The organism is Kitasatospora cheerisanensis KCTC 2395 (assembly GCF_000696185.1).
Lineage (GTDB): Bacteria > Actinomycetota > Actinomycetes > Streptomycetales > Streptomycetaceae > Kitasatospora > Kitasatospora cheerisanensis.
The window spans coordinates 6,162,543-6,184,924 of the sequence record NZ_KK853997.1; the positions used below are offsets into that span (position 1 = coordinate 6,162,543).

At 74.3% G+C, this 22,382-nt stretch carries 16 protein-coding genes; 11 read left to right on the forward strand and 5 right to left on the reverse strand.

The features are described from left to right. The first annotated feature begins 43 nt into the window (after positions 1–43). From KCH_RS27760 to KCH_RS27780, 5 genes are read left to right on the forward strand one after another with little or no spacing between them, the layout of a single operon-like run. Positions 44–2,026: an ASPIC/UnbV domain-containing protein gene (locus KCH_RS27760; protein ID WP_051653511.1), complete on the forward strand. Its 1,983-nt coding sequence runs from the start codon at positions 44–46 to the stop codon at positions 2,024–2,026. After that, positions 2,023–3,039, forward strand: coding sequence for a hypothetical protein (locus KCH_RS27765; RefSeq protein WP_035867489.1), 1,017 nt, complete (start codon positions 2,023–2,025; stop codon positions 3,037–3,039). The genes KCH_RS27760 and KCH_RS27765 overlap by 4 nt, the downstream gene beginning before the upstream one ends. Beyond that, positions 3,036–8,912 (forward strand): type I polyketide synthase, encoded by a 5,877-nt coding sequence (locus KCH_RS27770; RefSeq protein ID WP_244305460.1) that lies wholly within the window; start codon positions 3,036–3,038, stop codon positions 8,910–8,912. The genes KCH_RS27765 and KCH_RS27770 overlap by 4 nt, the downstream gene beginning before the upstream one ends. Continuing rightward, positions 8,909–9,385, forward strand: coding sequence for an acyl-CoA thioesterase (locus tag KCH_RS27775; RefSeq protein ID WP_035867492.1), 477 nt, complete (start codon positions 8,909–8,911; stop codon positions 9,383–9,385). Before KCH_RS27770 ends, KCH_RS27775 begins: the two co-directional genes overlap by 4 nt. 5 nt (positions 9,386–9,390) lie before the next feature. Beyond that, complete coding sequence (locus KCH_RS27780) at positions 9,391–9,960, forward strand: flavin reductase family protein (protein ID WP_084224279.1); 570 nt, start codon at positions 9,391–9,393, stop codon at positions 9,958–9,960. 152 nt (positions 9,961–10,112) lie between these two features. Here the strand turns inward: KCH_RS27780 and KCH_RS27785 are convergent, their stop codons facing one another. Both KCH_RS27785 and KCH_RS27790 read right to left on the reverse strand, forming a co-directional pair. Beyond that, positions 10,113–11,405: a cytochrome P450 gene (locus tag KCH_RS27785; RefSeq protein ID WP_084224280.1), complete on the reverse strand. Its 1,293-nt coding sequence runs from the start codon at positions 11,403–11,405 to the stop codon at positions 10,113–10,115. 99 nt (positions 11,406–11,504) lie between these two features. After that, the gene (locus KCH_RS27790; RefSeq protein WP_035867494.1) at positions 11,505–12,488 is read right to left on the reverse strand and encodes a DUF1702 family protein; all 984 of its coding nucleotides are present in this window, start codon (positions 12,486–12,488) and stop codon (positions 11,505–11,507) included. Positions 12,489–12,708: 220 nt separating this feature from the next. Here KCH_RS27790 and KCH_RS27795 point away from each other — a divergent pair, with 220 nt between their 5' ends. Beyond that, complete coding sequence (locus KCH_RS27795) at positions 12,709–13,680, forward strand: hypothetical protein (RefSeq protein ID WP_084223959.1); 972 nt, start codon at positions 12,709–12,711, stop codon at positions 13,678–13,680. Positions 13,681–13,765: 85 nt separating this feature from the next. On the opposite strand, the gene KCH_RS27800 is transcribed toward KCH_RS27795, so the two are convergent. Next, on the reverse strand, positions 13,766–14,407 hold the full coding sequence (locus KCH_RS27800) for a TetR/AcrR family transcriptional regulator (protein ID WP_035867496.1): 642 nt from the start codon (positions 14,405–14,407) through the stop codon (positions 13,766–13,768). A gap of 79 nt (positions 14,408–14,486) precedes the next feature. Between KCH_RS27800 and KCH_RS27805 the strand changes: the two genes are divergently transcribed. After that, positions 14,487–15,872 carry a carotenoid oxygenase family protein gene (locus KCH_RS27805; protein ID WP_035867497.1) on the forward strand — a complete coding sequence of 462 codons (1,386 nt, stop codon included), beginning with the start codon at positions 14,487–14,489 and terminating at the stop codon, positions 15,870–15,872. Here the strand turns inward: KCH_RS27805 and KCH_RS37900 are convergent. Next, on the reverse strand, positions 15,787–16,392 hold the full coding sequence (locus tag KCH_RS37900) for a TetR/AcrR family transcriptional regulator (RefSeq protein ID WP_084224281.1): 606 nt from the start codon (positions 16,390–16,392) through the stop codon (positions 15,787–15,789). The two genes, KCH_RS27805 and KCH_RS37900, sit on opposite strands and share 86 nt — an antisense overlap. A 332-nt stretch (positions 16,393–16,724) precedes the next feature. Here KCH_RS37900 and KCH_RS27815 point away from each other — a divergent pair, with 332 nt between their 5' ends. The 4 genes from KCH_RS27815 to KCH_RS37905 all read left to right on the forward strand — a co-directional run bounded on the left by KCH_RS27815 (position 16,725) and on the right by KCH_RS37905 (position 21,173). Next, entirely contained in the window at positions 16,725–18,587 is a 1,863-nt protein-coding gene (locus KCH_RS27815; protein WP_035867498.1) for an FAD/NAD(P)-binding protein, read from the forward strand. Further along, positions 18,588–19,814, forward strand: coding sequence for a putative PEP-binding protein (locus KCH_RS27820; RefSeq protein WP_035867500.1), 1,227 nt, complete (start codon positions 18,588–18,590; stop codon positions 19,812–19,814). Positions 19,815–20,022: 208 nt separating this feature from the next. Next, a complete protein-coding gene (locus KCH_RS27825; protein WP_035867503.1) occupies positions 20,023–20,613 on the forward strand; it encodes a hypothetical protein in 591 nt (196 codons plus the stop codon). Continuing rightward, positions 20,610–21,173: a copper resistance CopC family protein gene (locus KCH_RS37905; RefSeq protein ID WP_051653514.1), complete on the forward strand. Its 564-nt coding sequence runs from the start codon at positions 20,610–20,612 to the stop codon at positions 21,171–21,173. The genes KCH_RS27825 and KCH_RS37905 overlap by 4 nt, the downstream gene beginning before the upstream one ends. Before the next feature lie 696 nt (positions 21,174–21,869). On the opposite strand, the gene KCH_RS27835 is transcribed toward KCH_RS37905, so the two are convergent. Beyond that, entirely contained in the window at positions 21,870–22,235 is a 366-nt protein-coding gene (locus tag KCH_RS27835; RefSeq protein WP_035867505.1) for an SAV_915 family protein, read from the reverse strand. Positions 22,236–22,382: the final 147 nt, after the last annotated feature.

Sequence of the window (22,382 nt, forward strand, 5' to 3'; positions counted from 1 at the left end):
GCCCCGGACAGCCGATTCACGTCGCCCACGGGAGGGAATGGAAATGTCGCCACGACGACGATTCCGCAGACTCGTACCCGGGTTGGTCACCATATTGGTGGCCGCCTCGATGTTCTTCGTCATCCGTTCCTCGGTGGCGGTCGCCGGCGGCGACGACGCGGCTGCGGCCTACAAATTCAAGGAGATGCCGATCGCGATGCCGCCGGGCTACGAGTCCCGGAAGATGAACACGATCCGCACGGTCAATCCGGCGTACGAGAAGATCCGCGCCTGGATCTCGTCGGTCGGCGCCAGCATCGCGATCAACGACGTCACCGGCCACGGCCTCGCCGACGGCATGTGCATCGTCGACACCCGCACCGACTCCGTCGTCGTCACCTGGACCCCGACCGCCCCCGAGGCCGACCGGTTCACGCCGTTCGTGCTCGACGGCAAGCCGCTGCCGATGGACGACACCATGGCGCCCACCGGCTGCACGCCCGGCGACTTCAACGGCGACGGCCGCACCGACTTCCTGGTCACCTACTGGGGCCGCACGCCGATCCTGTTCATGGCCAAGGCCGACGCCGCCACCCCGTCCCCCGAGGCGTACGCGGCGCGCGAGCTGGTCCCCTCGGAGAGCCTCGACGGCCGCTACCACGGCCCGCGGTGGAACACCGACGCCGCGTACGTCGGCGACCTGGACGGCAGCGGGCACCCGTCGATCATCATCGGCAACTACTTCCCCGACTCCGACGTGCTCGACCCGCAGGGCATCCGCAACGTCCAGATGAACGACTCGCTGTCCAGCGCGAAGAACGCCGGCGGCGACCACGTGCTGCGCTTCCACTCCTCGACCGCCGGCAACGAGCCGGACGCCCGGTTCATCGAGGAGAAGGACGCCATCGCCTTCGACGCCTCCACCGGCTGGACGCTGGCCATCGCCGGCGCCGACCTGACCGGCGACGCCCTGCCCGAGGTCTACATCGCCAACGACTTCGGCCACGCCCACCTGCTGCACAACGTCTCCACCCCGGGCCGGATCCGGTTCGAGGAGGCCACCGGCGAGCGCACCCCGACCACCCCGAAGTCCTTCGTGCTCGGCAAGGGCTCGTTCAAGGGCATGGGCGTCGACTTCGGCGACGTCGACGCCAACGGCAGCTTCGACATGATGGTCAGCAACATCACCGTCGCGTGGGGCCTGGAGGAGAGCAACTTCCTCTGGATCAACCAGGCCAAGAACCAGGACGAGATGAAGCGGAAGCTCTCCGCCGGCATCGCCCCCTTCACCCAGGAGGCCGCCGACCACGGCGTCGCCTGGACCGGCTGGGGCTGGGACGCCAAGATGGGCGACTTCCTCAACAACGGGCAGCAGAACATCCTGCAGGCCGACGGCTTCGTCAAGGGCGACATCGACCGCTGGCCGTGGCTGCAGGAGATGGCCATGACCAACGACGACCTGCTGTCCAACCCGAAGATCTGGCCGAACGTCGGCCCCGGCGACGACCTGGCCGGCGACGACGTGATGGGCTTCTACGCCCGCACCGCCGACGGCAAGTTCGCCAACATCAGCAAGCAGCTCGGCCTCGCCGTGCCGATCCCGACCCGCGGCATCGCCACCGCCGACACCACCGGCAGCGGCGCCCTCGACTTCGCCATCGCCCGCCAGTGGGGCCCGCCCGCCTTCTACGCCAACCAGTCCCCGGCCCTCGGCCACGACCTGACCCTGCGCCTGTACCGCCCCGCCCCCGGCGCCACCGCCGGCCAGGGCCTCACCGCCACCGGCGCCCCCGCCTACGGCGCCACCGTCACCGTCACCACCGCCGACGGCAAGAAGCAGATCGGCCAGCTCGACGGCGGCGGCGGCCACGGCGGCTTCCGCAGCTTCGACGTCCGCTTCGGCCTCGGCACGCAGAGCGGCCCCGTCACCGCCGACATCACCTGGCGCGACGCCACCGGAGGCGTGCACACCAAGACCCAGCAGCTCACCGCCGGGAGCCACACCCTCATGCTGACCGACGACATCAAGGAGGTGGCGGCCCGATGACCGCGACCGACATCTCCGGCGTGGCCGCCCGCCACGTCCGCCCCCGCCCCGAGAAGAAGCAGCCCAACCGCGACCCGCGCTACCTGGCGCTGCGCAACTTCGCCATCTCGATGTCCGTCTTCAACATCTTCGGCTACACCCTGCTGGGCTTCGAGCAGCCCTGGCTGTGGCCGCTGATCTGCGCGCCGTTCGGCTACGTCGTCGAGATCGTGCTGGAGATGATCAGCGCCTGGGCGCAGGAGCGCACCCCGCGCTTCCGCGGCAACGGCCTGCGCGGCCTGTACGAGTTCCTGCTGCCCTCGCACATCACCGCGCTCGCCGCGAACATGCTGCTCTACGCGAACGACCGGCTGCTGCCGATCCTGCTCGCGGTGTTCATCGGCGTCGCCGCCAAGCACGTCCTGCAGGCGCCGGTGTACGGCCGGATGCGGCACTTCATGAACCCGTCGAACTTCGGCATCACCATGGCGCTGGTGCTGTTCGGCTCCTGGCTCAGCATCGCCCCGCCCTACGAGTTCACCGAGAACGCCAACACCTTCTTCCGGATCGGCATCCCGCTGATCATCACCACCGCCGGCACCGTCATCAACGCCATGCTGACCAAGCGCATCCCGCTGATCGTCGGCTGGCTCGGCGGCTTCGTCATCCAGGCGCTGCTGCGGCACTGGATCTGGGACGTGGCGATCTTCTCCGCGCTCGGCCCGATGAGCGGCGTCGCCTTCGTCCTCTACACCAACTACATGATCACCGACCCGGGCACCACCCCCTCCAAGGGCCGCAACCAGTTCATGTTCGGTTCCTCGGTGGCCATGGTCTACGGCGTCCTGATGCTCTTCAACGTCGTCTACACGCTGTTCTTCGCCACCACGATCGTCTGCGGCCTGCGCGGCGCCGGCTGGTGGGTGGCGCACTTCCGGAACCGCAGCAAGCAGGGCAGCGGACCCGTCGCGGTCCCGTCCGGCCAGTCGGGGGCACCCGAGCGACCCATGGGCAACGAGGCGGTGGCGGCGTGACCGGCACGGAGCGCGAGACGGACCCGGCCGGCGGGCAGCCGGCCGGCCGCGGACGGATCGCGGTGGTCGGCATCGCCTGCCGCTACCCCGACGCGGAGAACCCCGAACAGCTGTGGCAGAACGTGCTCGCCGGCCGCCGGGCCTTCCGCAAGCTGCCCGACGTGCGGATGCGCGCCGAGGACTACTACTCTCCCGACCCGGCCGCGCCCGACCGCTTCTACAGCGCCAAGGCCGCCGTCATCGAGGGCTTCGAGTTCGACCGGGTCCGCCACCGCGTCGCCGGCAGCACCTTCCGCGCCACCGACATGACGCACTGGCTGGCCCTCGACACCGCCGCCCGCGCCCTGGAGGACGCCGGCTTCCCGTTCGGCGAGGGCCTGGAGGACGCCAACACCGGCGTCGTCATCGGCAACACCCTCACCGGCGAGTTCAGCCGGGCCAACCTGATGCGCCTGCGCTGGCCGTACGTCCGCCGGACCGTCGGCGCCGCGCTGCGCGAACAGGGCTGGGACGACGAGCAGTTGAACGCCTTCCTGGACGGCCTGGAGGGCCGCTACAAGAGCGCCTTCCCGCCGATCGGCGAGGACACCCTGGCCGGCGGCCTGGCCAACACCATCGCCGGCCGGATCTGCAACCACTTCGACTTCAAGGGCGGCGGCTTCACCGTCGACGGCGCCTGCTCCTCCTCCCTGCTGTCCGTCTCCACCGCCTGCGACGCCCTGATCGACGGCCGGATGGACGTCGCCGTGGCCGGCGGCGTCGACCTCAGCATCGACCCGTTCGAGGTCATCGGCTTCGCCAAGACCGGCGCGCTCGCCACCGGCGAGATGCGGGTCTACGACAAGGGCTCCAACGGCTTCTGGCCCGGCGAGGGCTGCGGCATGGTTGTCCTGATGCGCGACGAGGACGCCCGCGCCCAGGGCCGGTTCCGCTACGCCACCATCCCCGGCTGGGGCTACTCCTCCGACGGCAAGGGCGGCATCACCCGCCCCGAGGCCAGCGGCCACCGCCTCGCCCTGACCCGCGCCTACCGGGCGGCCGGCTTCGGCATCGAGACGGTCGGCTACTTCGAGGGCCACGGCACCGGCACCGCCGTCGGCGACGCCACCGAACTGCGGGCCTTCTCCGAGGCCCGCCGCGCCGCCGGCGCCGAGACCCCCGCGGCGATCAGCACCGTCAAGGGCAACTTCGGCCACACCAAGGCCGCGGCCGGCGTCGCCGGACTGCTCAAGGCGATCCTGGCGGTCCGTCACCAGGTGATCCCGCCCGCCACCAGCCACGTCGACCCGCACGCCGAACTCACCGGCCCCGCACCGGCGGTGCGCGTCCCCGACCGGGCCGAACTGTGGCCCGACGGCGCGCCGATCCGGGCCGGCATCTCCTCGATGGGCTTCGGCGGCATCAACGCGCACGTCGTCGTCGAGCACGCCGACGGCGTCCGGCGCAGCGCCGTGCCCGCCGTCGCGCACCGGCTGGTCTCCTCCCGGCAGGACACCGAACTGTTCCTGCTGGACGGCGCCGACCCGGACGAACTGCGCGCCAAGGCGACCCGGCTCGCCGGGTTCGCCGCCCAGCTGTCGTACGCCGAACTCGGCGACCTCGCCGCCACCCTGCAGGCCGACCTCGACGACCGGCCGCTGCGCGCCGCCGTGCTGGCCTCCTCGCCCGAGCAGGCCGTCGAACGGTTCACCGGGCTGGTGCAGCTGCTCGACTCCGGGGCCCGCTCCGCGCTCGGCACCGCCCAGGGGATCTACCTCGGCAGCGCCGGCCGGGCGCCCCGGATCGGCTTCCTGTTCCCGGGCCAGGGCGCCGGCCGGCGCGGCGACGGCGGGGCGCTGCGCCGCCGCTTCGCCCCCGTCCAGGAGCTGTACGCGCGGCTCGGCCTGCCCGTCGACGGCGACCAGGTCGCCACCGACGTCGCCCAGCCCCGCATCGTCGCCGCCTCGGTGGCCGGCCTGCGGGTGCTGGAGCGGCTCGGCATCGAGGCGGTCCGGGCCACCGGCCACAGCCTCGGCGAGCTCACCGCCCTGCACTGGGCGGGCGCCATGGACCAGGACACCGTGCTGCGGGCGGCCGCCGCCCGCGGCCGGATCATGGCCACCGCGAGCGACGGCGGCGGCGCGATGGCGGCGCTGGCCACCACCCCGGCGCTCGCCGAGGCGCTGATCGTCGGCGAGCCGGTCGTCATCGCCGGCTACAACAGCCCTGGCCAGACCGTGGTCTCCGGCCCGGCCGCGGCGGTCGAGCGGGTCTGCGCGCTCGCCGAGCAGCAGGGCGTCGGCGTCGGACGCGTCCACGTCTCGCACGCCTTCCACTCGCCGGCCGTCGCCCCGGCCGCGGCCGGACTGGCCGAGCACCTGGCGCAGGAGGCGTTCGGCGCGGTCGGCGACGGCCTGGTCTCCACCGTCACCGGCGAGCTGCTGCCCGCCGACACCGACGTGGTGGACCTGCTGACCCGTCAGGTCGTCCAGCCGGTGCGCTTCACCGAGGCGTTGCAGGCGATGGCCGGCCAGGTCGACCTGCTGATCGAGGTCGGCCCCGGGCAGATCCTCAAGTCGCTGGCCGCCGACGTCCTGCCCGCGGTGCCCGCCGTCGCCACCGACGCCGACGCCGTGTCGCTGGGCGGGCTGCTCGGCGCCGTCGCCGCCGCCTGGACGATGGGCGCGCCGGTCCGGCACGAGCAGCTGTTCGCCGACCGCTTCACCCGGCCGCTGCCGCTCGACAAGGAGTTCCGGTTCTTCGCCAGCCCCTGCGAGGCGGGCGGCGAGGACTTCGTGCTGGAGCGCACCGCCCAGCAGGCGGCGGCGCAGCCGGCTGCCACCGCCGCCGGCCCCGCCGCGGCCCGCGCCGAGGAGGGCGCCTCCAGCCTGGAGGTGCTGATCCGGCTGGCCGCCGAACGGGCCGAACTGCCCGTCGACACCGTCGACCCGTCCGCGAACCCGCTGGACGAGCTGCACCTGAGCTCCATCACGGTCGGCCAGATCATGAACCAGGCCGCCCAGGAACTCGGCATCTCCGCCCCGATGGTCACCACCGCCTTCGCCACTTCCACCCTCGGCCAACTCGCCGAACTGCTCGACGAGTTGGCGCAGCAGTCGCCGGACGCCGGCCGCCAGCCGGCCGCCGCGGCCGGAGTGGCGCCCTGGGTCCGCCCGTTCGAGGTCGACCTCACCGAGACCGCCCCGCCCGCCCCCGCGGCCGGACCCGGCGGCCACTGGGAGGTCTTCGCCACCGACCGGCACCCGCTCGCCGCCCCGCTCGCCGAGCAGCTCACCGCCACCGGCCCCGGCGACGGCGTCCTGCTCGCCCTGCCCCGCGACTGCGACCAGCGCCACCTCGGCCTGATGCTGGCCGCCGCCCGCGCCGCACTCGACCCGGCCCGGCGCGCCGCCGGCACCCGGCTCGTCGCGGTCGGCGACCGCCGGGGCGCGGCCGGCCTCGCCAAGACCCTCCACCTGGAGGCCCCCGACATCCCCGTCACCGTCGTCACCCTGCCCGTCGCCGACGACCTGCCGGCCGAGGAGGCCGAGCGGATCGCCGCCCGGATCGCCGCCGACACCGCCGCCACCACCGCCTTCGCGGAGGTGCACTACGACGCCGACGGCACCCGCCGGGTGCCGGTGCTGCGCGCCGTCGACCTGCGGCCCGACCCCGACCACCAGGCGCTCGGCCCGCAGGACGTCCTGCTGGTCACCGGCGGCGGCAAGGGCATCACCGCCGAGTGCGCCATCGCGCTGGCCGGCGCCCACGGCGCGGCGATCGGCCTGCTCGGCCGCTCCGACCCCGCCCGCGACACCGAACTCGCCGACAACCTGGCCCGGATGACGGCCGCCGGCCTGCGCGTGCACTACGCCCGCGCCGACGTCACCTCCGCCGACCAGGTCAAGGCCGCCGTCGCCGAGATCGCCCGCGAACTCGGCCCCGTCACCGGCCTGCTGCACGGCGCCGGCCGCAACGAGCCGCAGTCGCTCGCCACCCTCGACGAGTCCGCGTTCCGCCGCACCCTCGCCACCAAGATCGACGGCGTGGAGGCCGTCCTGGCCGCCGTCGACCCGGCCGCGCTGCGCCTGTTCGTCACCTTCGGCAGCATCATCGGCCGGGCCGGGCTGCGCGGCGAGGCCGACTACGCGACCGCCAACGACTGGCTGACCGAGCTGACCGTCCGCTTCCAGCAGGACTACCCGGACTGCCGCTGCCTGGCCCTGGAGTGGTCGGTCTGGTCCGGCGCCGGCATGGGCGAGCGGCTCGGCGTCCTGGAGGCGCTGGTCCGCGAGGGCATCGAGCCGATCCCCGCCGACGACGGCGTGGCCCTGCTCGGCCGGCTGCTCGGCACCCCCGGCACCGCCCCGGCGCTGGTGGTGATGGGCCGCGCCGGCGGCCTGCCGACGATCAGCCTGGAGCGCAGCGAACTGCCGCTGCTGCGCTTCCTGGAGCGCCCCCAGGTGCACTACCCCGGTATCGAGCTGGTGGTGGACGCCGAACTCACCGGCGGCGGCGACCGCTACCTGCCCGACCACCTGCTCGACGGCGACCTGCTGTTCCCCGCCGTCCTCGGCATGGAGGCGATGACCCAGGCGGCCACCGCGCTGACCGGCCGTCAGGGCACGCCGGTGCTGGAGGACATGGAGTTCCTGCGGCCCATCGTCGTCCCGGTGAGCGGCGCCACCACCCTGCGGGTGGCCGTCCTCGCCACCGGGCCCGACACCGTGGAGGCGGTGCTGCGCAGCAGCGAGACCGGCTTCCGGGCCGACCACTTCCGGGCCGTGCTGCGCTTCGGCGTCCCGCGCCCGGAGGCCGAGCCGGCGCCGGTCGGCGAGGACGTGCCGCGGGTGCCGCTGACGCCCGGCGAGATGTACGGGCCGGTGCTGTTCCAGGGCGACCGCTTCCAGCGGCTGCTCGCCTACCGGGACCTCGCCGCCAAGCACTGCCTCGCCGAGATCGACGACACCCCGCGCACCGACTGGTTCGCCGGCTACCACTCCGGCGACCTGCTGCTCGCCGACCCGGGCACCCGCGACGCGCTGATGCACTCCATCCAGGCGTGCGTCCCCGACGCGACCCTGCTGCCGGTCAGCGTCGGGCGGCTGCACCTGGCCGACGCCGACGCCGCCCGCACCGGCCGGCTGCTGTTCCTGGACGCCCGCGAGCGCTCCCGGGACGGCGACAGCTACCTGTACGACCTGGCCGTCCGCGACGAGGCGGGCGCGACGGTGGAGAGCTGGGACGGCCTGCTGCTGCGGGCGGTGCGCAAGCAGGACGGCTCCGGGCCGTGGCTGCCCGCCCTGCTCGGACCGTTCCTGGAGCGGCGGGTCGAGGAGGCGTTCGGCCACCCGGTGCGCTGCGTGGTGCTGCCGGGCGGCGAGGACTCGGGGGCCTCGGTCGCCGACCGGCGCCGGCGCACCGCCGAGGCGGCGAGCTGGGCGCTCGGCCGGACCACCGAGGTGCACCACCGCCCCGACGGCCGGCCCGAACTGGCCGACGGGCGGCGGATCTCCTCCTCGCACGCGGCCGGCGTCACCTTCACCGTGGTCGCCGAGGAGACCGTCGCCTGCGACGTCGAGACGGCCGCCGGGCGCACCGCCGAGGAGTGGGCGGGGCTGCTGGGCGCGGACGGCGCGGCGCTCGCCGAACTGCTGGCCGCCGAACGCGGCGAGCCGTACGGCACCGCCGCGACCCGGGTGTGGGGCGCGGTGGAGACGCTGCGCAAGGCGGGCCGCGCGGTGGCGCAGCTCGGCCTGGACGACGCCCCCGGGCTGCCGGCCGGCTGGGTGGCGCTGCGCGGCGGCGCGCACCGGATCGTGAGCTTCGTGACGGCCCTGGACGGCGTCGCCGACCCGGTGGTCTTCACCGTCCTGACGGGAGGCGCCCGGTGACCGCACCGGACTACTACGAGTACCGGCACCTGGTGGGCTTCGAGGAGACCAACCTGGTCGGCAACGTCTACTACGTCAACTACCTGCGCTGGCAGGGCCGTTGCCGGGAGATGTTCCTGCTGGAGAAGGCCCCCGAGGTGCTCGCCGACGTTCGCGGCGACCTGAAGCTGTTCACCCTCAAGGTGGACTGCGAGTTCTTCGCCGAGATCACCGCCTTCGACGAGCTGTCCATCCGGATGCGGCTCGCCGACCTCACCCAGACCCAGGTCGCGTTCACCTTCGACTACGTCAAGATCGCCCCGGACGGCGCCGAGTACCTGGTCGCCCGCGGGCAGCAGCGGGTCGCCTGCATGCGCGGCCCGAACACCGACACCCGGCCGACCAGGGTGCCCGAGCCGCTGCGGCTCGCCCTGGAGCCCTACGCCGTCGCCGCGACGGCGCCCGTCCTGACCGGCACCACCACCGTGGGGTGATCGCCATGTCCTCCTTCCCGTCCGCGTCCGCGCCGCTGCCCGGCTCGCTCGACCTGCCCCCGCTGCCGGTGGAGGCGCCCGAGGCCGACCTGCACGACCCCCGGGAGCTGCGCGGGGTGCTGGGGCGCTTCGCCACCGGCGTCACCGTGCTGACCGCCGGGCGGGACGTCCCGTGCGGCATGACGGCGAACTCCTTCACGTCCGTCTCGCTGGAACCGGCGCAGGTGCTGGTGTGCGTGGTGAAGTCGGCGGCGGTCCACGCGGCCGTGCTGGCCGAGGGGGCGTTCGCGGTGTCGGTGCTGGCCCGGGACCAGGAGTGGGTGGCGCGGCACTTCGCCGACCGCCGGCGCCCGCGCGGGCCGCGGGAGTTCGAGGGGATCGGCCACACCCGGGGCCGGCACACCGGGGCGCCCGTGCTCGACCACGTCCAGGCGTGGCTGGAGTGCCGGCTGGCCGACGTCCACGAGGGAGGTGACCACACCATCTTCGTCGGCACCGTGCTCGGCGCGGGCCGCTCCACCGGCGGCGACCCGCTGCTGTTCCACGGCGGCGCCTTCGCCCGGCTCGCCGGCTGACGGCACGCCTCCCCACCGACGCCCGGCCACCTCCCCGGCCGGGCGTTCGGCGTGCCCGCGCACCGGCCGCGCGGGCGCGAAGCGCTGTGCGCGGGACACCGGAAGGGGCCCGGACCGCTGTCGGCGGTCCGGGCCCCTTCGGGTCGGGGCGGTCAGTCGCGCGGCCGCACCGTCATCGGCAGGCCGCCCTTGACGCGCAGGGTCAGCATCGGCTCGGCCCGCACCCGGTGGCCGGCCGGTACCGACAGCCGCAGCCGGCGCAGCAGGACGACCAGCACCACGGTGGCCTCCAGCAGGCCCAGGCTGCTGCCCACGCAGACCCGCGGGCCGGCGCCGAACGGCACGTAGGCGTAGCGGTGGCGGCCGGCCGCGCGGCCCTTGGCGAAGCGCTCCGGGTCGAAGCGGTCCGGCTCGTCCCAGAACTCCGGGTGGCGGTGCAGGGTGTACGGGCAGAGCACGACGTCGGCGCCGGCGGGTACCCGGTAGCCGCCGATCTCGTCCTCGGCGAGCGCCTTGCGGGGCAGCAGCCAGACGGCCGGGTACAGGCGCATCACCTCCTGCAGGACCATCGAGGTGTAGGTCAGCCGGTGCATGTCCTCGATGGTGGGCAGCCGGTCGCCGAGCACCTCGTCGACCTCGGCGCGGAGCCGGTCGCCGACCTCGGGGTGCCGGTCGAGCAGGTACAGGGTCCAGCTGAGGGTGCTGGCCGTGGTGTCGTGGCCGGCCAGCAGCAGGGTGACGAGTTCGTCGCGCATCCGGGCCCGCCGGGCGGCCGGGTCGCGTTCGTCGGCGGTGGCGTCGACGAGCCGGGACAGCACGTCGTCGCGGGTGCCGTCGGAGGCGGGCCGACGGCGGCGTTCGTCGGCCAGTGCGGCGACGATCCGGTCCAGTTCGGCGCGGGCCTTGCGGAACCGCAGCTGGAGCGGCAGCGGCACCCAGGAGGGCACCGAACTGAGGCTCATCATCTCGAAGATGGCCTGGTCCTGGACGATCTCGAAGGCCTCGCCGATGGACTCGTACGCGCCGAGGTCGGCGTCCAGCAGGGTGCGGCCGAGCACGCCGAGGGTGAGCGAGGTCATCTCCTGCCGGATGTCCACCGGGCCGGTGCCGGCGGTGCGGCGCAGCCGTTCGGCGAGCGCCGCCGCCTCCTCGGCGATGACGCCGGCCTGCCGGTTGATCCGGCGGGCCTGGAACACCGGCTGGATCACCTTGCGCTGGGCGCGCCACAGTTCGCCCTCGCTGGTCAGCAGGCCGTCGCCGAGGGCGCGCCGGGCGTGCACCAGGCCGATGCCCTTGTGGTAGTTGGCGCTGTTGTCGGTGAGCACCCGGCGGACGTGGTCGGGGTGGTTGAAGAAGTACAGGGTCTTCGGGCCGAGCGGCAGGCGCACCGCGTCGCCGTAGGCGGCGGCCGCGTCGGTCATCACGGTCAGCCGGTCGGCGGCCATCCGGGCCAGCAGCACGGGGGTGGCGGCCCGGGACGGCCGGGGGCCGCCGGTCGGAGGCGCCGCGCGGCCGGGCCGCGGCCGGGGCGGGTTCGGCGGCGGTCATGTGCGGGCCCCGGAGGCGCCGCTGACGATCCGTTCGGAGATGGCGCGCCGCCACACCTCGTACGCGGTCTCGGCGCCGTCGACGGCCGGCCGCGGCCGGGCCTGGGTGCACACCGCGGCGGCCTGCTGCGGGGTGAGGCCGCAGAGCACCGCGGTGGCGGCCTCGGCGTGCTCGGTGAGCAGCCCGGCCTCGATCCGGGCGGTGGCGGCGAACGCCGCGCCCTGGGCGAGCTGCGGGCGGTGCGGGCCGGCCCGGTCGAGCAGCAGCCGCAGTTCGGCGTCGGTGGCGCCGGCGGCGTAGCAGGCGGCCAGGCCGACGCCGGCCCACAGGTCGGGGTGCCGGTCGGCCTGGTAGCCGTCGACCAGGTCGGCGACCACGGCCGGGTCGGTGCCGCCGATGAACCACAGGGCGCGGCCGATGCCCTGGTCGATGGCGTGCCCGGCGTAGCCGCGGGTCTCGTCGCCGGGCCACGGGAAGGCGGTTTCCCGGTGGTGCTCGTGCACGTACCGCGCGGTGCGGAAGTACGCCTGGTGGAAGCCGTACCCGTCCAGGGCGAGCCAGCGCAGCAGCGGGTCGGCGGGGGCGATGGCCGCCCAGCGGAAGCGGGGGAGCCGGGCCATCGCCCAGCCGACGCCGACGTGCACCATGTAGTCGTGCGGCGCGCCGTGGCCCGCCAGGAACTCCGCGACCCGGCCGCTGCCGGGCAGCGGCAGGCCGTCCAGCATGGCCAGGCCCATGGCCGCGCCCTCGTAGGCGAAGCCCCGGTAGCGGACCGGGATCCGCTCCAGCCGCCGGTGCGCCTCGTTCTGGTCGCGCGCCTCGACGGCGATCGCGTAGCCGTCCAGGAAGGTCCCGCCGACGGTCTCCAGGTTGGTCCGCGCGGCTTCGTCCTTGAGGTGGAAACCCCTGGTGGACAACTTCGTCTCGTTGTGGCTCGGTGTCAACAGGCGCCGTCGTGCCGCCCGCCAGCCTCCGCTCATCACTGCCTCCAGCCCGCCGCGCGCCCGGATGGCCGCAGCTCTCCGGTTACATGCTTCGGGCCCCGGGGAGGCGAGGGCTTCTCCGAGTGTGCCGATGCCGGGCAACACGGAAGTAGTCACCGGCCCGGGCGGATCCACGACACTCTGTCACGCCCCGCGCGCACCCCCTTTCCTGACACGCCCTCAGGAGCGACCCTCCGTGAGCTGAGGAGACCCCACCTTGACCGAGACCATCACGGGCCGGACGGTGAAGGCGCCGCCCCGAGCCACCTCGCTGTTCGTCAACGGCCTGTTCCCGCGCCGCCGCGCCCTGGTCGTCCTGCTGGGCCTGCTGGGCGGGCTGCTGCTCGCCTGGGCCTGGTCCTCGAAGCTGGCCGACGACGAGATCGGCTTCACCACCGCCAACCAACTGCTGGGCCACGACGCCAAGTCCACACCGCTGAGCGGCATCGCGGCCGGTGTGCTGTTCGCCTTCGTCTCCGGTCTGGCCGGCTCGTTCACCGCCTGCAACGTGGCGGTGTTCGGCGCGGTCGGCCCGCTGGTCGGGCAGATGAGCCTGACCCGTCGTCAGCGGCTGGCGCACGCGCTGCGCCCGCTGGGCTGGCTGACCGCCGGCATGCTGCCGGTGTCGGCCGGGTACGGGGTGCTGGTCGGCCTGTTCGGCACCCACATGCCGCAGTTCTCGACCGCGTCCACGCACGGCACGCTGTCGCCGCGGATCCTGCAGGCGATGATCGTGTTCGGTGCGATCGGCCTGGTGATGCTGGTGATCGGGCTGGCCGCGGCCGGCGTGCTGCCCGACCCGCTGGCGGGGGTGGCCCGCCGGTTCCCGAACGCCCCGCTGGTGCTGATCGGCGTGCTGGTCGGCGCGTTCCTGATCGGCCGCCCGTACCCGCTGTTCCGCAACCTGTTCCGGCACGCGGCGCAGGAGCACAACCCGCTGTACGGGGCGGTGGCGTTCTCGTTGCAGTCGATCGGCAACATCCTGGTGATGGCGGTGCTGTTCCTGGTGCTGTCCTTCGCGCTGGGCACGCCGGTGCAGCGCTGGCTGGCCACCAAGCCGGGCCGGGCGGCGACGCTGACCGCGACGGCGTTCCTGGTGGCGGGCGCGTTCACGGTCATCTACTGGGACGTCCGGATCCTCGGCAACCTGGGCTACCTGTGGTGGCCGAAGGCGCCCTGGAACGCGTAGTCCGCACCGGCGGCGGGTCCGGCCCCTCGGGGCGGGCCCGCCGCCGTGCTGTGCGGGCTCGGGCCGTCCGGCGCGCCGCGCGGGCTCAGACCGTCCGGCGCGCCGCGCGGGCGACCGACTCGCCGGCCCGGGCCGGGTCGTCGCCGGCGCCGAGGATCATGCCGCAGACCTGGGCCTCGAAGCAGACGTCCGCGGTGAGCGGCTCCACCAGGTAGCCGCCGAGGTCGAGGGTGACCAGGCCGTGCAGGGCGATCCAGAGCTGATGGGCCACCAGTTCCGGTTCGGAGGGCAGGAAGCGCTCGGCGGCGACGCACCGCTTGACCGCGCCGACCAGGGCGTCCAGGGTGTAGCGGCCGTGCTGCCGGTCGGCGTCGGTGAGCGAGAAGCCGCTGAGGCTGGAGCCGCCGAACATCACGTTGTAGAGGTGCCGGTGCTCGCGGGCGTTGGCCCGGTACGCCCAGCCGAGGGCGACCACGTCGGCGACCGGGTCGTCGGTCTCCTCGACGGCCTCCAGCCGCCGGTTGAGGAGCGTGAAGCCCTCGCGGACCACCGCCCGCACCAGGTCGTCCATGCCGCCGAAGTGGGTGTACACCGCCATGGTCGAGGTGCCCACGGTGGCGGCCAGCTTGCGGGTGGACAGCGCGGCCGGCCCTTCCTCGCTGAGCAGCTTCGCCGCGGCCTCGATCAACTGGGCGCTGAGATTCGGGTCGACCTTTCGTGGGCTCACTCTTGACAGTATGTCAGTGGCCTGTGACCCTAATCAATGACGGCGTTATGTAACAGTGCTATTGACGGAGGGGGCGGTCATGCCCGGCACCACCGGCCACACCACCAGCAGCCACCCGCACAGCACCACCCACCTGCTCGGACCCGGCTACCGGCCGGCGCCCGCCGAGACCGCGCACACCGACCTCGCCGTCCGCGGCGCCCTGCCGCCCCAGCTGGACGGCACCTTCCTGCGGATCGGCCCCAACACCCGCGGCGAGCACGACCCCGCCGTGCAGCACGCCTTCGCCGGCGCCGGCATGGTCCACGGACTCCGCCTCGGCGGCGGCCGCGCCCACTGGTACCGCAACCGCTGGCTGCGCGACGACGCGCTCGCCGCCGAACTCGGCGAACTCCCCGTCCCCGGCCCGCGCAACGGCCTCGACGGCAACGTCAACGCCAACCTGGTCCGGCACGCCGGCCGCACCCTGGCCGTCACCGACGGCGGCGCCTGGCCGCTCGTCCTCGACGCCGAACTGCGCACCGTCGCCCGCACCGACTTCGACGGCACCCTGCCGGCCGGCCTCTGCGCCCACCCGCTCACCGACCCGCTGACCGGCGAGCTGCACGCCGTCGCCGTCGACCCGGCCGGCGACCGCGCCGTCCTGCTCACCGTCGACACCGAGGGCCTGGTCCGCGAGGCGCTGCCGGTGCCGGTCAAGGGCCGCCCCTGGATGCACGCCTTCGCGCTCACCGAGCGGCACACCGTGCTGTTCGACCTGCCGGTCGCGCACGACCCCGCCGAGGCCCGGGCCGGCTCGCCCGTCCCCTACGCCTGGCAGCCCGACCGTGACGCCCGGGTCGGCATCGTCCGCCGCGACCGGCCGGGAGCCGCTCCGCTCTGGCTGGACGTCCCGCCCTGCTACGTCTTCCACCCCGTCAACGCCTTCGAGGACGCCGACGGCCGGATCACCGTCGACGTGATCCGCCACGAACGGGCCTTCGACCGCGACCGCCTGCACCCCAGCGAGTCCGCGCCCGCCCTGTGGCGCTGGACCCTCGACCCCCGCGAGGGCGCCGTCGTCGAACGCCGGCTCGACGACCGCGTCCAGGAGTTCCCGCGCATCGACGAACGGCGCACCGGCCTCCCGTACCGCTACGCCTTCACCGTCGAACTCACCCCCGGTCGGGGCGCGGCGCTGTGCGGCCCCGCGCTGCTGCGGCACGACCTGGCCACCGGACGCACCGACCGGCACGCCTTCGGCGGCGGCCGGCAGGGCGGCGAGGCGGTGTTCGTCCCGCGCGACGCGCTGGCCCCCGAGGGCGACGGCTGGCTGCTCACCCTGGTCTACGACCCGGCCGCCGACCGCAGCGAACTGCTGGTGCTGGACACCGCCGACTTCACCGGGCCGCCGGTCGCGGCCGTGCCGCTGCCGGTGCGGGTGCCGCACGGGTTCCACGCCCAGTGGGTGCCGTCGCAGTGGTGACCGCCCGGCCCGGGCGCGGCGGCCGGGGGGCGGTGGGCGGCGGGCCAGGGCGCAGCGCGGTGGTGGCGCCGACCAGCAGCACCCGGCCGAAGAACGCGGCCAGCGCCGGGTCCGGCAGGCCGGTCGCCGCCGCGACCGTCCGCCACAGCACCGCCCAGTGCCGGGCCGCCGCCGCGCGGATCACCGGGTCCGCGGCCGCCGCCGCGTGCAACTGCCACTGGAAGGCGAAGGGGCTGCCCGCGCCGACCATCCGCCGCCAGGCCCGCTCCCCGGCCCGCAGCGCGGCGACGCCGTCCGCGTCCCCGGCCGCCGCCGTGAACGCCCGGGCGGCGTCTGCCGTGGCCAGCTCCGCGGCGGCCAGGAACACCGCCCGCTTGGAGTCGAACAGCCGGAACAGGTAGGGCTGCGAGACTCCCGCCAGGTCCGCGATCGCCGTCGTCGTGGTCGCGTGGAAGCCCTCCCTGGCGAACACCTCGACCGCCACCCGCACCACCGCTTCCCGCCGCTGAACCGCTGTCATGCGCACCGGCACCCACCTCCAGGGCCGAGTGTCGCCCGCCGTCCGACGGCCCGGCTTCTTCCAGACTGCCGGGCCGCGCCCGCGCGCCGCGGCCCCGGGCAAGCAGGGAGAAGTCCGCGCCGGACTCCCGGCGCTACCGTGCGAGGAAATCGACCGCAGCGACTCCGGCCGACGACCGGCCCCGCCCGGAACCGTCTGAGCGCCGCGTCCGCCGACGCGGCGCTCAGACGCTTTCCGGGCGTCCGCGCGACACGCCAACTAACCTGATGGGCACCCGTCCTGACGCCTGATCAGGTCAGCTTCCCGCCGCCCCGCCACCGAGAGGCTCCCGCATGACCCGCACCGGAACCCGCCCCAGGATCGTCGTGGTGGGCGCAGGCCTGGCCGGCACCGCCACCGCCATCCGCATGCTCCGCTTCGCCCGCCGCCCGGTCGAGGTCGTGCTGCTGGAGCGCCGCCCCGACTACCGCTCCGCCGGGGTCGCCTACCACCGGCACGGCAACCCCTGGGACCACGTGTTCAACATCCAGGCCGGGCGGATGTCGGTGTTCCGCGAGGACGTCCTCGACTTCGTGCACTGGGCCAACCGGGAGGCCGACCGCGGCGGCTGGCCCGCGCACTGGGCCGACCACGAGTTCACCGAGCCCGGCCCGGCGCCCCGCCGGATCTTCCAGGACTACCTGGAGCAGCGGCTCGCCGAAGCCGCCCGCGAGGCCGCCCCCGGCGTGCACCTCACCGAGGCCGACGGCGAGGCCGTCGACCTCGAACCCACCGCGGAAGGCGTGAAGGTGACGGTACGTCAGAACGACGGCGGGGAACAGGTGCTGTCCGCCGCGCACGTGGTTCTGGCCACCGGGCTGGAGCTGAAGGACCTGCCGTTCGCCGCCGACGTGCTGGAGCACCCGCGCTTCGTCCGCCACCCCTACTCGGCCGAGGGCGTGCGCAGGCTGGAGGCGCTGCCGCCGGACGCCGAGGTGGTGATCGTCGGCTCGGTGCTCAGCGCCTACGACTCGGCCGGCCTGCTGCTGCGCCGCGGCCATACCGGCACGATCCGGCTGGTCTCCCGCACCGGCACGATGTTCCGCTCCTACCCGGGCGCCCACGAGCACGGCGTCGTGGAACTCGGCTGCCCCCGGCGGCTGCTGGAGCCCTACCGGAACCGGGAGGAGTTCCTGCGCCGGATCCGCGGCGAGTGGGCCGAGGCCTGCGGGACCGTCGCCCGCGAGTATCCGGACATCGCGCCCGAGGTGGTCGCCGAACGGGTCGCCAAGGCCTGGGAGCCGCACCTGCCGGCCGCCGTCGAACGCATCCCGTCACCCGAACTGCGTGGCCTGCTCGACGAGTTCGGCACCACCATCGCCGCGCTCCGGGTCGGCGCGGTGCCCTACACCATCGAGGTCATCGAGCGGGCGATGGACCCGGGCCCGGTCCGGCTGCTGGTCGGCGGCGTCCAGGCGATCACCCCCGTGGAGTCCGGCCGGCTGGAGGTCACCGTCGCCACCGCCGACGAGAAGCAGACCGTCCGGGCGGACCTGGTGGTCTCCAACTTCGGCCGGGAGACCGACTACCGGCGGGTCGAGGAACCGCTCTGGCGCAACCTGCTGCGCCGCGGCCTCGCCACCCCGCACGAGCGCACCGGCCGCGGCCTCGACGTCGACCACCGCGGCGTGCTGCTCACCCCGTCCGGGGCGCCCGCCGGCCCGCTCACCGCCGTCGGCCCGCTCCGCGAGGGCGACGAGATCGTCCGCAACGGCCGCACCGGGGCGTTCGCCTTCAACCTGGCCGCCATCAAGAACCACTCGATCGCGGTCGCCGCCCACGTCATCGAGCAACTGGAGTTCTCCGACCGGGAGTTCGGGCCGGACGGCGGTTCCGGGGCCGATCACGAGTTGGCCGAATACCGCGCCTCCGACGGCACGTTCGAGGAAGCAGCCGACCCCGCCTTCGACCACGCTGTGAGTCTGGAGGTGAGGAGGATGGCGACCCGGGCCCGCTCCCAGCGGGAGCAGCTCGACGCCCACCTGGACGCCCTGCTCGGCCCCCTCACCACCCCGGACGACACCGGACGCCGCCGACTGCGCGCGGCGGTCACCCGGTCCGCCGTCCGGCGACTCACCGACGTCTCCATGACGCCGCGCCAACTGCGCCGTCACCTGGGGATCGCGGACACCGGGGACACCGACGAGGAGGACTGAATGGACGGGCGACGGATCCAGGGCTTCATGCTCACCGGTGGCACCCGAGCCACCCTGCGCGGCACCTGCAACCGCACCGGGCACCCGCAGGAGGGATCCATCCTGATCGCCCCGCACCTGGAAGCGGGCCTGTACGACGCCATCGTCACCGCCGGCGCCGTGGTCTGCGGCGGCGGCGGGCAGACCGGCCACATGCAGTCGCTCTGCCGCGGCCGCGGCATCCCCGTGCTCCGGGTCGACGAAGCCGACCTCGCCGACCTGGTCGGCGAGGTCACCCTCGACCTGGAGAACGGGTCGATCCTGCTCCACCCCGACCCGGAACCCGCCCCCGCGCCGCGCACCGACCCCACCGCCGAGGACCTCGGCGCGGCCTGCGCCGTCATCGCCGACTTCCAGGACATCCGGACCGTCAACTCCTGCGGCCCGAACGCGAAGCGCGTCGAGTCCTTCTTCATCCGCGAGGAGTTCCTCTGCCTCGCCGCCGGCCTCAGCCCCTTCGACGCCCTCGACGGCGGCCCCGCCGAGATCGCCCGCTACGGGCGGGCCATCGCCGAACGCCTCTGCTCCTTCGTCGAGGAACTCCTGCCCGACCAGCGGATCGTGCTGCGCCTGCTCGACCTGCGCTCCGACCACGCCGCCAGCGTCACCGAGCAGTCCGCCGTCGCCGTCGAGCCCAACCCCGAACTGGGCCTGCACGGTGCCCGCTGGCTGCTCGGCTCCGCCCCCTACCGGGACGCGCTGCGCACCGTCCTCGACACGCTGCACGCCCGGCTCGGCGACCGGGCCCGGCGCGTCCACCTGTCCGTGCCGTTCCTCAACGACGCCGACGAGTACGCGCAGCTGCGCGCGCACCTCGAACTGCCGCCCACCGTCTCGCTGTCCGCCTTCATCGAGACCCCGGCCGCGGTGCACGCCACCCCGCAGATCTGCGCCGCCGGAGCCAGCGAACTCTTCGTCGGGGTCAAGGACCTGGTGCAGTTCTACCTGGCCGCCGACCGCGGCAACCACCTGGTCGCCGACTCCTACCAGACCCGGCACCCCGCCGTCCTGGACGGCGTCCGCCGGGTGGTCGAGGCGGCCCGCGCCGCCGGCACCCCGGTCCGGGTGTTCTCGCTCGGCACCGACCTCACCCACTACCTCGCCCAACTGCCCACCCCCGACGGCTACATGATGTGCACCGCCGAACTCACCGAGGTGCTCCGTCCGCAGGCCGTGCCGGTCGGGTGAACCCGGTCGGGCGAACCCGTCCGGGAGGGGCCAAGTGCGCTCGGGGAGACCAGATGTGACGGGGTGTCAATCCGCACATCTGCGGAGAATCTGAGCACTCTGGAAGAAGCGGGCCCCGGTGCGCGGACACCAATCTGGGGCACGCGCCGCCACCCCGCGTGCCACGAGAGCTCCCGCCCTCCTCCGTCCGCTAGGAGAAACCAGACTGATGACGACGCACACCGCACCGCCGAGAACCGACTCGCCGGGACCGATCGGCCGCCTCAACATCGGATCGCACCGCGCCGCCCTGAACATCTTCATGATCGTGGTGCTCGCCCACTGGGCCGAGCACCTCGTGCAGGCCTACCAGATCTGGGGCCTCGGCTGGTCGGTCCCGAAGTCCAAGGGCCTGCTCGGCCTCCAGTTCCCGTGGCTGGTCACCTCCGAGTGGATGCACTACGGCTACGCCCTGATCATGATCATCGGCCTGTTCCTGCTCCGCCCCGGATTCGTCGGCCGCGGCCGCACCTGGTGGACGGTGGCGCTGGCCATCCAGTTCTGGCACCACATCGAGCACCTGCTCCTGCTGCTCCAGGCGCAGACCGGGCACTTCCTGTTCGGCAAGGCCGTGCCCACCTCGGTGCTGCAACTGGTCTTCCCCCGGGTCGAACTGCACCTGTTCTACAACACCGTGGTGTTCATCCCGATGGTGATCGGCATGTACTACCACCTGCGGCCCAGCCGCGAGGAACTGGCCGGGATGACCTGCAGTTGCCGGCACGCGGTGCACCGCCACGAGGCCGCGGCGGCGGTGTGAGCGCCACCGGATCGCCGCGCTCCTTCCAGCGCGCCGTCCTGCTCGGCACCGGGGTCGCCGTCCTGCTCCTCGCCGGACTGCTCCTGGTGAGTGCCCGTCAGCCGGTCCGGCTGGCGGGCATCACCCCCGCTGACGGCAGCGCCCTGGACCAGGCCCCGCAAGAGGTCGCGCTCAGCTTCACCGGCGACGACTTCCGTCCGGGCTCGGTCTACCTCCAGGTCAACGGACCCGACGGCACGCCCGTCACCGACGGCCCGCCCCGGCTGGACGGCCGCCGGCTGGTCTCCCCGGTCCGGATCGACGCCCGGGGCAGCTACCGGGTGGTCTACCGGCTCGTCCTCGACGGCGGCCGCGAGGTGGCCGGCACCACCGGCTTCGACGTCGGCCCCAGCGCCCGCCCCGCCGCCGCCCCCGCGAACGAGGAGGCCGACACGCACAACCACGCGATCGACGGCGCCTGGAACCTGCTGCTCCTGGTCGTCGACGCCGTCCTGCTGCCGGGTGCCGTCCTGCTGATGCTGCGCGGGCCCCGGCTGCGCCGCGCCCGGGCGCGCTCCTGAATCGCGGCGCCGTGCCGCAGGGCGTAGCGCTGGATCAGCCGTTCGGCGGGCTCGACGGCGTGGGGGAACTCGCCCGGAAAGCCCGGCGGATCGACGGCCCGCACCGCCTCACCGAAGCCGTACGTGCCAGACGTTCGCTCAACTGCCGTGCGGGGTAGCCGAGGTCGGTGGGACAGCGCACCGCCCGGCCGACGTCCTCGGGGTGCGGACCCGGAAGGCGTGGTGGTCGAGCACCGCGACCGGGCCCCGGCCCAGCACCTGCGGGCCGCGCCGAGGTCGGTCACAGCGAGCTGGGCGCCGGCGGCGCGGACGACGTCGGGCGGCCGTTCACCGGACGGCTGCGAACCGCGGCGGGCGGGCGTCGCCCAGCGCGACGTGGACGGTCTTCGACCCGGTGCAGAAGTCGATCGAGCGCACGCGCCCTCGCAGCCGACACCGGACGCCTTCACCGCTCCGAACGGCGTGCGCAGGTCACGCAGGTTGTGGGAGTTGATCCCCACCGTGCCGGACTCGACGGCGTGGGCGAGGCGGTGGGGCCCGCCCCGGGTTCGACGTCCGCACGTTGGCGACCGGGCCGAACCGGGTGGCGTTGGCGAGCCCGACCGCTTCGTCCTGTCGAGGCGTGCGCGCTCCCACCACCCGCCCGTAACGGACGGGGCCGGAGCTGCCGGCCTCCTCCGGTCGGCTGCCGCCCGCTCAGCGGGACGGGCGCGGCGCGAGCTCCCGGGCCGTCGCCGCCTTCACGGGCGCCGGGCCGGCGGGCGGCAGCGGCGTCGGGGCGGGGGCGGCCAGTTGGGGATCGACGGTCAGCGCGGAGATCCCCAGCGGCTCGAACAGCGCGCGCAGCGCGGGCTCGGCCAGGGCGATCCACGGCTGGGCCGGGCCGAGCACGGTGAGCAGGCGCCGTTCGGAGGAGAACGCGACCGCGGTGCGCTCACCGACGGCGGTACGGAAGACGCGGACCGTGTGGCCCCGCGGACCCGACCGGACGGGCACCGCCAGCAGCCCGGCCGGGGTGCGTTCCGGCGGCTCCGGGCTCTCGGGGGACAGGTGCTGCTTCACGGCGAACCTCCGTACGACGGTCGGGAGACGGCGCGCCGCCCGTTCGCACGGCGCGGCAGTGACGCTATGCCCGGTCACTACCCGGCGTGCCCCGGTCCTGATGCGTTCCTGACCGTGCGCGGCGGGATCCGTACGGCGCGCTGACAC